Raw genomic sequence first — 12,527 nt, 5'->3', positions numbered from 1 at the left:
TTCCGTCGAAGCGAGCCGCCCATTATAGCGGACTTTTTCTTGCCGTCAACACCTTGTTTCCGAGGTGGTTGACGCTGCTTCGTTTCGACCCGAAGGTTTTCTGCGAAGCGAGCCGGCCATATTAGCAGGCTTTTCATCTTCGTCAACCCCTCGTGAAGAGGAAGTTGCCGCCGCTGCACTCAATCCGCCGTAGCGTCTTTCCGTGTAGCGAGCCGCCCATCATAGCCGACTTTCCTACTTCGTCAACACCCAAGTTCTGGGAGTTTTCGAACCCGTTCGTTGTTGCGGTGCTTCGAAAAGCGCCGCCGCTCTGAGCGAGGTCGCGCAGTTTATCGAGACTGGGCAGAAGTGCAAGCACTTTTTGACACCGGCATGACACGGCCGTCATTACGCCCATGCGCGAGGCCTGATCCCACGTGCTTTTGCGGCGTATTGGTTTGCCTTCTCCAACTACGCCACACGACTCCATGCCCGCGTTGGAGCAAAGCCCATGCGTTCCATGCGGGACAAGAACGAGCGTCGATACAGAGCCAACCGCGCAAGGGGTTGCGGTATCGATCATCGACGCGCTCGGTAAGAATGCATGCACTAGATAGAGAACGCATCATGCCCTCCTCCCGCAGCCTGCTCCGCGATCTGTCCCTGCCTGCGATTGCTGCAGGCTTTGTCACGGTGCTGGTGGGTTTTGCCAGCTCAGCGGTGATCGTGTTCGAGGCGGCACGCCATCTGGGGGCGGATCAGGCGCAGATCGCCTCGTGGATGTGGGCTCTAGGGATCGGCATGGGGGTGACCTGCATTGGATTGTCGCTGCGCTATCGCGTGCCGGTGGTGACGGCGTGGTCCACGCCGGGTGCGGCGATGCTGATCGGCAGTGCGGCCGGTGTGCCGTTGCGTGAGGCGGTGGGTGCGTTTGTGGTGGCTGCAGTGCTTGGAATGGTGGCTGGTTTCTCGGGGTTGTTCGAGCGGGCGATTCGGCGCATTCCGATCTCGCTGGCCTCGGGTATGTTGGCCGGGGTGTTGTTGCGCTTTGGGCTGGATCTGTTCGTGGCGATGCAGAGTCAGGTGCTGCTGGTGCTGGCGATGCTGGCGACCTATCTGGTTGGGCGGCGCTGGTTTGCGCGCTATGCGGTGATTGCGACGTTGCTGATCGGCACCGCGATTGCGGCCAGTGGCGGGCTATTGCACTGGACAGCGGTGCAGATGGAATTGGCGCATCCGGTGCTGGTGGTGCCGTCGCTGTCGTGGGCGGCGCTGTTTGGGCTGGCGATTCCCTTGTTCGTGGTCACCATGGCCTCGCAGAACGTGCCGGGTGTAGCGGTGATTCGGGCCTCCGGCTATGCGGTGCCGATCTCGCCGACGATCGGCTGGATCGGTGCGGTCAATACGCTGCTGGCGCCATTCGGCGGCTTTGCCTTGAACCTGGCGGCGATCACCGCTGCGATCTGCATGGGACGCGAGGCGCATGAGGATCCGGCACGGCGTTATGTGGCTGCGGTCAGTGCGGGCGTGTTCTATGTGGTGATCGGCCTGTTCGGCGCGACCGTGGCGGCGGTGTTTGCCGCCTTTCCGCGCGAGCTGGTGATGGCGATCGCCGGGATCGCGTTGTTGGGCACGATCGGCAACAGCCTGGCGGCGGCCTTGCGCGAAGACAGCGAGCGCGAGGCGGCGCTGATCACCTTTCTGGTCACGGCGTCAGGGCTGACGCTGGGCGGGATCGGTGCCTCGTTCTGGGGCCTGGTAGCCGGAACGATCACCTTGTTGGTGTTGCGGCCGCGGGCCTAGCCGCGGCACACCATCCAGTGGATGGGCGCCTTATCGGATGGACTCACTGAGACGCCGTGCCCGACCGCACCAAGCGATGCAGGCAACTGGACCGCAGCCAGCATGTTGCGAGCTTGCACCTGGCGCGATACCGGCTCGCTTATTCGGGATCGCGTAGCTGCAGCAACCAGTGCGCGGTGACGCCGCTGGGGCTGGGCAGCGGTTCGAGATGGAATTGGCGGTAGACCGGTGAGCCACCGGGGGCGCGCAGCGGCAAGGTGACGTAGGCGGCGCGGCCTTGCCGCAGCGCCTCTTCGAGCAGTTCCACCTTGGACCGGGCGGCATCGCTGGCCAGCAGGGTCAGGATGTCGCAACCGATCAGGTCGGCCACTTCGGTCTGGATGAGTTCTGCGAACGCCGGGTTGACGAACATCAGCCGGTGCGCGGCCGTGGTTGCGCCACGTTCGATGATGGCCACGCCGTCGCGCAGACGCGACAGCGAGGCTTCGAGCAAGGTGAAATCCTGCTGGAAGCGCTTGCGTTCCATCAGTTCGATCAACACACGCAGGCTGCGGGCCGACTCCAGGTGCAGCGGCGACCAGCGACGCGCGCGGCCACGCACGGTTTCCTGCCAGAGATCGAAGCTCTTGCGTGGCGAAAGGCGCGAGTTGGGGATGTCCGCCAGCTTGGCCAGCTGCGGGTTGCCGGCCCAGTTGACCGTCTGCACCTGTTCGCGGCGGGTCCACAGCAAGGCGCTGCGCGACTGCGGCATCAGCGGCACGAAAATGAAACCGGCGGCCAGCGGTGCCAGATCGGCCAGCTCGGGAAATACCTCGCCGATCGCCTCCACATGCAGGGCGCCGACGGCATCCTCGCGCAGGGCGGCGTGGTGTGCGGATTCGATATGGTCGCGGATGCGCCGCAGCGCGGCGGCATCGGGCGTGGTGCCATGGCGGCTGATTTCCTTGCCATGGAAGATCGCCACGCCGTCGGCATCGACCACGTCCATCAGGTCAGGCGCCATATCGGCGAGCATCTCCACCGTCATCTGGGCGGCGTCGTTGAAGTCGGTGATCAACTTTTCGCGCACGGTAAGCAACACCGATTCCATGCGCGCACGCTCGACCGCCTGCAAGGCGCCGATGCGACCAGCAAGCGCGCGCGTGACCGCATCGGTGGCATCGCGCATGGCGTGGCTGGTGAAGTGCGGGCTGTAGTGGTGGCAAGCGATCAGCCCCCACAGCACGTCGTTGACCACGAGCGAGGAGACCAGGGTGGCACTCACGCCCATGTTGGCCAGATATTCCAGATGCACCGGCGAGACGCTCCGCAGGCTGACATCGCTCAGATCCACCGGCGTGCCCAGGCGCGGATGCAAGGTGGGCTCGATTGCGGCGGACTGGTAGCCGACATCGGCGATCTGGCGGACGCGGTTGCGCAGGTACAGCGCGCGCGCCTGCGCGGGAATGTCGGTGGACGGGTAACGCTGGCCGAGATAAGCCACCAATTCGGGGTTGCGCGCCTCGGCAATGACTTCGCCGTTCCACTCTTCGTCGAAGCGGTAAATCATCACCCGATCGAAGCCGATCATGTTGCGCAGGCCCTTGACCGTACGCACCGCCGCTTCGTCGATGCCGGGATCACGCTCGATGCTGCGCAACAGCGGCAGCGCCTCGCGCAGGGTGACGTCCATCAGGCGGGCGTCGCGCGGTTCGATTTCGACCAGCCATTGCTCCGGATACAGATGCCAGGCGGCCACCCATGGGTGATCTGTGGGCGCGGCGCGCCTGGGGAAACGCACCTCGGCATGTAATAGGTGTTGCGCCTGGTCGTCGACCGCGAACGGCTGCTCGCCGGGCAGTTCAAGCACTTGCGTGTAGGGCATGCCCAACAGCTCGGCCAGCGGCACGCCGAGCAACTCGGCGGCAGTGGTGCTGGCCTGCACGATGCGGCCGTCGGCCGGTTCGATCACCAGCAGCACGCCGTAAGGCTGGATCAGGCCGGGAATGTGGATCGGCTCGCGGGCGCAGACATCCATATTCAGGGGTTCGGTTGGCTGGTTCACGGGCGCGGCTCCGCTGCGAGGCAGGTGTGGAAGTGGGCAAACATGGCCTGCGCACCGTCGATGGCGGCGGCGCGTGCGCAAGGCGTGTCGAGACGTTGGTTGAGCACGGTCTGGAAATGGCGCCAGCCGGCCGGATCGTCGTCGGCCAGTTCGAAATAGCGCAAGGCATCGGCCAGACCGGGCTGCTGTTTGCGCAGGCTGCGCGCGATCATCCGGCCGCCCAGTTGCGAGCCTTCGATGACGTAGAGCATGCCCCAGCGCGCGGCATCGCTGCCGGCGGCGGGCGCTGCGATGGCAGTGCCTGGTTGCTGGCCGAGCGCGCGCAGGTCTTCGCGCAAGGCCGGCACGCGGCGGCGATACTGCCAGCCGGTTCCAGACAGGGTACTGAGCCAATTGCGCAGTTGCGCTTCGAAGCCGGCCAGCAGTGCATGGTGCCGGCGCAGGATCAGCGCATAGGCATCGCGATCGACGCGTCCCTGCCCCAATGCCTGCATCAGCGGGATCGCTTCGACCAGGCAATGGACGCCCTGGGTGGCATCGCGCAGCACGAACGCGGCCGAGGGCGGAACTGCCAAGGCGTCGGAAGACATAGGGACTCGAAGCGGTGCCGCGGCACGAAGGACACCAGCCTAGCAGCGCCTGCGCAAATCAGATAAAGCGGGCGCGAGTGCAACGTGAATAGGTTGGCATTATCGCGGCGTTGCGTGCGCGATGCCGGGCCCACGCCCTGCCCGCTTCCAGGCCATGACCCAACCTGCGGCAAGCAGGAGACCGGCCAGCAACCAGGGCGCGCCGGGCAGATGCAACGGGGCGCCGCTGCCGATAAACCAGGCGAACACGTTGGCGAACAACAACGGACCGGCGATGCCGGCCAGACTGATCAGGCTGGTCAACGCGCCCTGCACGCGGCCTTGCGCATCGGCGCCGACCTCGCGGGTGATCAAGGCCTGCGCGGACGGTGCGGCGATCGCCCAAAACGCGCTGATCGGCACGCCGATCAGGAACGCGGTGCCGCTGTCGGCCAGCCCATAGATGACGAAACCGATGACCCCACAGCCCAGGCCCAGCAACAACGCGCGACGTTCGCCCAGCCAGCGCACCAGCCGGCCGACCAGCAACGCGTTGACGATGATGCTGCACACACCCACGCCGGCCAGCACCCAGCTCACTTCGCGCGGGCCCCAGTGATACTGGTAGCTGGCGAACAGCACGAAGATGCTGGGGTAGACGTAATGCGCCAGGTTGGCCAGGAACACCACCGAGGCCAGGCCGAATACCTGCGGGTAGCGACGCAGCAACTTGAGCGCGCCAAGCGGGTTGGCATGCGACCAATCCAGCCGCGCGGTGCGACGTTGGGCAGGCAGCGATTCGGGCAGCACAAACCAGCCGTACAACACGTTCAACAGCGCCAGCCCTGCGGCAAACCAGAATGGCCAGCGCAGACCGATGCTGCCCAGCCAGCCGCCGATCAGCGGGCCGGCGACAAAACCAATGCCGAACGCGGCGCCGAGCATGCCGAACGCGCCGGCACGCTTGTCGGCCGGGGTGACATCGGCGATATAGGCGTTGGCAGTGGAAAAGCTGGCCGAGCATACGCCGGAGATCACCCGCGCCAGCAGCAGCATCGGCAGGGAATGCGCGACCGCCATCAGGATGAAGTCCAGGCCCAGCCCCAGGCAGGAAAGCAGGATCACCGGGCGGCGGCCGTAGCGGTCGGACAAGGTGCCCTGCAGCGGCGAGCAGACGAACTGGATGGCGGCAAACAAAAAGCCGAACCAGCCGATCCAGCCGGCGGCCACGGCGTAATCGCCACCGGTGAAGTGCCGCACCAGATCCGGCAGCACCGGAATGATCACGCCGAAGGACAGCACGTCGATCAGCACGGTGATGAAGATGAAGATCAGCGCGGCGCGGCGCCGGCCCGGTGCAGGAGCGGATGCGGAATCGGGAGAGATGGACATCGCGCGGCACGCAGGGGCGAAGCGGCGAGTGTAGCGGCGGATTGAGCGGTGGGGATGGGCTTACGTACCCTCATCCGCCCTTCGGGCACCTTCTCCCGGTGGGAGAAGGGAGCATCTCTGCCTCTTTACTGTCTTGGGGAAAGCAGCCAGGGCTCTGCACGTGCCTTGGGCGAATCTTGCGGTTATTCGACGCTGATAGTCTGGGTCAGCGTGTGGCTGGCGCCGGGCGCGAGTTCGATCACGTCCGGGCCGGCGTTGGCTGCTTCCAGGCAGACGTAGTCGCGCCAGCCATCGCCCACGTCGGCCATCTTGGCAGCCGCTTCTTCGCCCGGGTTCCAGGCCACCAGCGAGCGGCTGCCCTGGGTGGCGATGACGATGCGGCGGCCGAGCACCGGGTCGGTCAGGGTGTAGCGGCCGCCGGCGTTGGTGTAGATACGGTCGCTGCGGCCGGGGTCGCGTGGGTCGCGCAGGCTCCAGTCGCCTTGCTGGCGGTGGGCGGTGGCGTAGTTCTCGTACTTGTCGAGGTAGTCCAGCCCGTCCAGGCCCTGCACGCTGACCTTGAGCGCGTCGCCGACGCGGAAGTAATTGTGCAGCGCCTGGGTGAACCGCACCGGGGCCGGGCTGGTGTTGTCGGTGATCAGGCTTTGTTCGAACGTGCGGCCGATGCGCAGGGTCATGCGCAGGCGCAACGCCAGGTCGTCGAAGCTGGGCGGAGTCAGCGTGAGCACCTGCGTGCCGTCGTCTTCGCGGCGACTCTCGGTGAGCTGCCACGGCACGGTGCGCACGAAGCCGTGCGCGGGCACTTCGCCGGTCTGGTCCTGGCGGCCGAAATACGGCCAGCACACCGGGGCGCCGCCGCGGATCGGGGTGGGCGGCTGCTTGGCGGTGGGCGACAGCCACATCACGTCCTGCCCGCCCTTGGGCACGAACGACAGCAGCTGGCCGCCGAACAGGCTGATGGCCGCAGTGGAGAACGGGGTGTCGATCAACAGCGAGGGAAAACCGTGGAAGTCGCCTGTGCGCAGGCCGGTGAGGTCGGACATGGGGGGTGCCTTGTGGACGATGGGGGATTGGACGAATGCGGGATAGGCGGCAGGCAGCTTGAACGCGGTGGAGCGGATGGCCGCCGCGCCTGCGACCGGCGGGGCGGCGCGCAGGGCGGTGAGGATGCGTTGGCCGGGGCGGCCGTCGGCCGGCTGCAGGCCCAGGCGGGTCTGCTCGACCTGGATGGCGCGCCGGCTGGCAGTGCCGATCATGCCGTCGGCCTCGCCGATCTGGTGGCCGCGGGCCAGCAGCAGCTGCTGCAGTTCGCGCCGTTCGGGCCGGCCCAGGCCGGGGTCGTCGGTGGGCCAGGCGGCGACCAGGCCGGGGCCGCCGCGCAGGCGGTCGGCGAGCAGGGCGATCGACAGCGCGTAGCTTTCGGCAGCGTTGTAGGCATAGATCGCGTCGTAGTTACGGAACACCAGGAATGCCGGGCCGGTCGCGCCGGCCGGCAGCAACAGGGCGGCCGGGGCATCGGCGGGCAGGCCGGTCGGCGCCAGGGCCTTGCCGTCGCTGCCGAGCAGCCCTGCGTTCTGCCAGGCCTGCAGCGGCTGGCGCCGGGTGCGGCCGGCCTTGCTGGCGTCGAAGCCGGCCGGCAGGCGCACTTCCATGCCCCAGGGACGGGCGCGCTCCCAGCCGGCCTTGACCAGGTAGTTGGCGGTGGAGGCCAGCGCATCGGGAATGCTGGCGACCAGGTCGCGGCGGCCGTCGCCGTCGCCGTCCACCGCGATGCGGGCATAGGTCGAAGGCATGAACTGGGTCTGCCCGAAGGCGCCGGCCCAGGAGCCGGTCAAGCCATCCGGCGACAGGTCGCCTTGCTGCAGCAGGCCGAGCAAGGCGAGAAACTCACCACGGAAGAACGGCTGGCGGCGGCCCGCGCACGACAGCGTGGCCAATGAGACCAGCAGCGGGCGCTTGCCGGTGACGCGGCCATAGTCGCTCTCCACGCCCCAGACCGCCACGATGGTGGCCGGATCGACGCCGGTCTGGTCGGACAGTCGCGCGAGCAGGTCGCGATGGGTGACCAGCATCGCCTGGCCGTCGGCCACGCGTTGGCTGTCGACCAGGCTGGCGAGGTAGTCCCAGATCGGGGTGGTGAATTCGGGCTGGGCATCGAGCAGCGGCAACACGCTGGGATCGGGTGCCAGGCCGGCGGTGAAACGCTGGAAATCGGCGGCCTGCACGCCCTTGGCGGCCGCCTGGGTCTGCAGGCCGGCCAGGCAGCGGTCGAAGGCCGGATCGGCGCAGGCGATCAGCGGCGCCAGCGCCAACAGCGCAGGCAGCACGCGCCGGGTCAGCATCACGGCGCGATCGCCGGCGTGTGGACGGAGGTCATGCGGTGGAGCGCTCCTGCGGCAGGTCGAGCCGCCGAGGATAGCCAACCTGGCTGGTTGCAGGCGTGCAGGTGGCGATTGTCGAGATGTCGAGATGTCGAGATGTCGCCGCGTCAGCGTGCGCTGCGCTCGCTGGTGGCAACGCGCCGGGGTGACTGTGCGCCGCACGCTTTCCAGACCGATGCGCGCAGCCAAGACGCTGGATGACTCTACGAGGTGATGACCCTTCCAGATAGCGATGTCGCGTGCCGATGCCGAGATGTCGAACCGGCGCGCCTGGTGGATGTGCTGCGACAGCCCAGCGGCGTCGATCGCCGCGCTTATCTGCCGTCGCCGGTGATGCCGGTCAGCAGCGACAACGCGGGGCTGGAGGGGCTGGTGTCGGACACACGGCGGACGCGGGCCCTGCGTGGAGTGTCGTGGCGGGGACCAAACCAGATCAGTGCAGTGGCCAGGCACGCCGGCACCACGATCGCAAACACCGCGATGGCCACAAGCACCCACTGCCAGAGATTGAAGGTTGCCATGATCGTGTCCGCCCCGCGGCGAGCTCCGCCGAGGCGGCAAGCTTCCGGGATCGGCTGCGAACGTGATGTCGAGAAAGCCCACCAGTGCGTGCCGTTCGTCGGGCTGAACGGCTTCACGGTCTGCGGCCTGGGCGCGCGACGCATCCAGGCCTGCGCCTGCTCAGCGCGCGTCGAGGTAATACCAATGGCCGTCTTCGCGCACGAAGCGGCTGTGTTCGGTCATGCGCACCGCGCTGCCGCCACCGATGCGATAGCGGGCCAGAAACGCCACCTCGGCGGTGTCGGTGCCGGTGACGATGGCGCGTTGCACGGTCAGGCCGAGCCAGGTGGTGCGGCCGCCCTCGTCCAGCGACAACTCGGGTGGGCGCGTGGATGGATGCCAGCTGGCGAGCAGGTAATCCACATCGCGGCGGACGTAGGCGCTGTAGCGCGCACGCATCAGGGTTTCGGCATCGGGCGCAGCGGTGCCGGCGTGGTACTGGCCGCAGCATTGCGCGTAGTCGGCGGCGCGGCCGCAGGGACAGGGATCGGTGGGGGTGGAGGTCGGCATCGGGCGATTGTGCGGGAAGGGATTGGGGATTGGGGAGGAAGCCGGTGCTTGGCTCCCCGTACCCTCACCCCAACCCCTCTCCCGGGGGGAGAGGGGCTTTTGAAGGCCGCTTGCTTGCGCCCCACTCCCCATCCTTGCTGTGGGATTACGCCGCGCGGTGCGGCGGCTATGCTGTCGCCCCGTCGTGCGGAGCGCCGTCTTGCTGGAACTGATTCCCACCGAATTGCCTTGGCTGCTGTGCATCGCCTTCGTCGCCGGGCTGGTGGATGCAGCGGTGGGCGGCGGTGGCTTGATCCAGTTGCCGGGCTTGTTCGCCACGTTGCCGCAGCAGGCGCCGTCGCTGATTCTGGGCACCAACAAGTTCAGCGCGATGTTCGGCACCGGTGCGTCGGCGTGGCGCTATGCGCGCAATGTGCGCTTTCCGTGGCGGCCGGTGCTGTACGCGACGGTGGCGGCGTTTACGTTTTCGTTTCTGGGCGCGACTGCGGTCAGCCTGATGCCAAAGCAGGCAGTGCGGCCGCTGATTCTGGCGCTGCTGATCGCGATGCTGGTCTATACGCTGATCAAGAAGGACTTCGGTGCGCTGCATCGGCCACGCCAGATCGGCCGGCGCGAACTGATCACTGCCTTGGCGATGGGCGCGGCGATCGGGTTCTACGACGGGTTCTTCGGGCCCGGTACCGGCAGTTTCCTGATCTTCCTGTTCATCCGCTTCTTCGGGCTGGACTTTCTGCGCGCCTCGGCCGCGGCCAAGGTGGTGAACCTGGCCACCAACCTGGCGGCGCTGTCGTTCTTCCTGCCCAGCGGCCAGGTGATGCTGGCGATCGGCATTCCGATGGCGGTGGCGAACGTGGCCGGTGCGGTCGCCGGCACGCGGATGGCGCTGCGCGGTGGCACGCCGCTGATCCGCAAGTTATTCCTGGTGCTGGTGATCGTGCTGATCGGCAAGATGGGCTGGGATCTGCTGCACTGAGGCTGCATGCGAACACGTGACGCGTGATGCGTGCCGCTGATGCAACCCGATGGTGCACACGCATGCCTCAGGCGAACAAAAAGACAGCGTCGGTGCGCGCTGTCATCCGCTTCATGGAACCGATCGAACACACTGCCGATGCGATGGCTATTGTTCGGAATCACGTGGTTGCATCCGTCCGTTGCGGCAGCGGCTCACCCGCCGCACATGAGGTAACCGCCTGCTGCCGCATCGACAGGATTTAAAAATCCACGCTCAGCGTCGCCGACAAGGTGCGCGGCGCGCCTGGATAGTTGGTGGTCTGCGTCACCGGTTGCTCGATGTAGAACCGGTTGGCGACATTGCGCAGCATCAGCGCCAGCTGGTAACGGCCGCCGAAGCGGTATGCCGCCGAGGCATCGAAGCGCGTGTAACCGGCAATGCGGTAACTGTTGGCGAGATCGCCTTCGCGCTCGCCCACATGCACCGCGCCTGCGCCCAGGGTCAGGCCGTACAGCGGCCCGCTGGCGACGTGATAGGTGCTCCACAGACTGGCGCTGACGCGCGGTACGCCGCGCAGGCGGTTGCCGGCCGGGATGACGGTATCGCGGGTGACCTGCGCATCCAGATAGCCGGCGCCCAGAATCAGCCGCCAGTTCTGGGTGAGCTCGCCGGTGACGTCCAGCTCCAGCCCACGCACGCGTTGCTGGCCGGTGACCAGCACAAAGCCGCTGTTGTCCGGATCGCTGGTGGCGACGTTGTCCTTGGTGATCTGGAACGCGGCGGCGGTGGCGAGCACGCGGTTGTCGAACAGCGCGCTCTTCAGGCCCAGCTCGTACTGGCGGCCGGTCTCCGGTGGTGCGCTGCCGCCGGAAAACAGCGTGGCGCTGCGCGGCCGGAACGACGTGGAGGTATTGGCGTACAACGACAGCTGCGGCGCCGCCTTCCACACCACGCCGATCCGCGGCGAGGCGCGCCGGCCGTCTTCGCGGGTGCGCGCGCCGTTGTCGATGGTGGTCTGCTGCACGTCGTCCCAGCGCACGCCGGCCAGCACGTCCCAACGCTCGCCGATGCTGATCTGGTCCTGCACATACAGCGCGGCATAGCGCGCATCGACATCGATCTCGCGCGCCGGCACATAGCTGCCCGGCAAGGCGCCCTGCACCGGGTTGCGCACGCTGATGCGTGCCAGCGGCGCGCGCGCTTCGTCGGTGTGGCGATGCGCATCGACGTACTCGGCGCCGGCCAGCAGCTGATGGCGCAGCGGGCCGGTGGCGAAATGCGCCAGCGCTTCGGTCTGCGAGGTCGTTGCGCGCACCTGCTGGTCCTGGCGCACCGCGCGGCGCTGCAGGAAGGCGCGGTCGGCGCTGAAACCGGTGAAGTCGGCCACGTCGCGGCCGCTGTCGCCGTCCTGGTGATTGAGGATCTGGCGCAGCGTCAGCCAGTCATTGGCGTCGACTTCGATGCGCCCGCGTGCGGTGCGCGAGCTGCCGTGATTACGCGACCACGGCTCGCCAAAACTGCGCTCGGCCGGGCCACGCACCACGCCGTCGATGGCGACCAACCCGCGATCGCCCGGGCTGGTCTGGCGGGTGTATTCCAGATCCAGATCGGCCCGCAGTTGATCGTTCGGCCGCCATGCCAGCGAGGGCGAGACGAACACGCGGTCGCCATCGGCCTGCGCAGCGCGGAAGCTGCCGGTTTCCTGCGCGGCGGCGCTGAGCCGTGCCGACAGCGTCGGGCTCAGCGGGCCGGTGACGCTGGACTGCACGCGGCGCAGGCCGTGTTCGGCCGCCTGCACCGAGGCATTGCCGCCGAACACCGCGTCCGGGCGCAGCGTGACCAGATTGATCACCCCGCCGGGTTCGCCGCGTCCGTACAGCACCGCCGCCGGGCCCTTGAGCACTTCCACCTGGGCGACATTGGCCAGATCGCGCACGGTCTCGGTGAAGTTCTGCGCCGGGTTGAGCAGGATGCCGTCGACCGCATACGAAGACGCCTCGAAACCGCGGATGACGGAGGTTTCCGAGCGATTGCCCTGGGTGCCGCCGGGCTGCACGTTGGAGACATTGGCCACCACGTCCACCAGCCGGGTGAGCTGCTGTTCGTCGATCACCGAGCGCGGCACCACCTGGATCGCCTGCGGAATGCGCTCCACCGGCGTCTGCGTGCGGGTGGCGCCGGCGGCCTTTTCCGGCCGGTACAGGGCGCGCTTTTCGCTGACCACGATGGCATCGAGCAGGCTGGCCTCCTGGGCGGAGGCCGGCAGTGCAGCAAACAGGGACACGAACAACAGGTGGCGAGGCGCAGGCAGTGGGGTCATCGGGATCTTCAGC

The 12,527-nt window shown here is 67.4% G+C and carries 9 protein-coding genes; 2 read left to right on the top strand and 7 right to left on the bottom strand.

Going from position 1 to position 12,527, the window contains the following annotated elements:
• Positions 1-606: 606 nt before the first annotated feature.
• Entirely contained in the window at positions 607-1,782 is a 1,176-nt protein-coding gene (locus NYR97_RS09005) for a benzoate/H(+) symporter BenE family transporter (protein WP_316697612.1), read from the top strand.
• Positions 1,783-1,921: 139 nt separating this feature from the next.
• Here NYR97_RS09005 and bphP read toward each other — a convergent pair whose 3' ends face one another.
• The 6 genes from bphP to NYR97_RS08975 form a co-directional block, all read right to left on the bottom strand.
• Positions 1,922-3,826: a bacteriophytochrome BphP gene (gene bphP / locus NYR97_RS09000; protein WP_316697611.1), complete on the bottom strand. Its 1,905-nt coding sequence runs from the start codon at positions 3,824-3,826 to the stop codon at positions 1,922-1,924.
• On the bottom strand, positions 3,823-4,416 hold the full coding sequence (locus tag NYR97_RS08995) for a biliverdin-producing heme oxygenase (RefSeq protein WP_316697610.1): 594 nt from the start codon (positions 4,414-4,416) through the stop codon (positions 3,823-3,825). Before NYR97_RS08995 ends, bphP begins: the two co-directional genes overlap by 4 nt.
• A 99-nt stretch (positions 4,417-4,515) precedes the next feature.
• On the bottom strand, positions 4,516-5,787 hold the full coding sequence (locus NYR97_RS08990) for a TCR/Tet family MFS transporter (protein ID WP_316697609.1): 1,272 nt from the start codon (positions 5,785-5,787) through the stop codon (positions 4,516-4,518).
• 182 nt (positions 5,788-5,969) lie between these two features.
• Positions 5,970-8,132 (bottom strand): lytic murein transglycosylase, encoded by a 2,163-nt coding sequence (locus NYR97_RS08985; protein WP_316697608.1) that lies wholly within the window; start codon positions 8,130-8,132, stop codon positions 5,970-5,972.
• A gap of 350 nt (positions 8,133-8,482) precedes the next feature.
• Entirely contained in the window at positions 8,483-8,689 is a 207-nt protein-coding gene (locus tag NYR97_RS08980) for a hypothetical protein (protein WP_316697607.1), read from the bottom strand.
• A gap of 160 nt (positions 8,690-8,849) precedes the next feature.
• Positions 8,850-9,239 (bottom strand): YchJ family protein, encoded by a 390-nt coding sequence (locus NYR97_RS08975; protein WP_316697606.1) that lies wholly within the window; start codon positions 9,237-9,239, stop codon positions 8,850-8,852.
• A 199-nt stretch (positions 9,240-9,438) separates the two neighbouring features.
• Between NYR97_RS08975 and NYR97_RS08970 the strand changes: the two genes are divergently transcribed.
• A complete protein-coding gene (locus tag NYR97_RS08970; RefSeq protein ID WP_316697605.1) occupies positions 9,439-10,212 on the top strand; it encodes a sulfite exporter TauE/SafE family protein in 774 nt (257 codons plus the stop codon).
• A gap of 241 nt (positions 10,213-10,453) precedes the next feature.
• Here NYR97_RS08970 and NYR97_RS08965 read toward each other — a convergent pair whose 3' ends face one another.
• Positions 10,454-12,514 carry a TonB-dependent siderophore receptor gene (locus NYR97_RS08965; RefSeq protein ID WP_316697603.1) on the bottom strand — a complete coding sequence of 687 codons (2,061 nt, stop codon included), beginning with the start codon at positions 12,512-12,514 and terminating at the stop codon, positions 10,454-10,456.
• Positions 12,515-12,527: the final 13 nt, after the last annotated feature.

It is taken from the genome of Xanthomonas hydrangeae, assembly GCF_032697525.1.
Taxonomy (GTDB): domain Bacteria; phylum Pseudomonadota; class Gammaproteobacteria; order Xanthomonadales; family Xanthomonadaceae; genus Xanthomonas; species Xanthomonas hydrangeae.
Note: the sequence above shows the minus strand (reverse complement) of the source record. Positions and strands in the feature narration are given on the sequence as shown.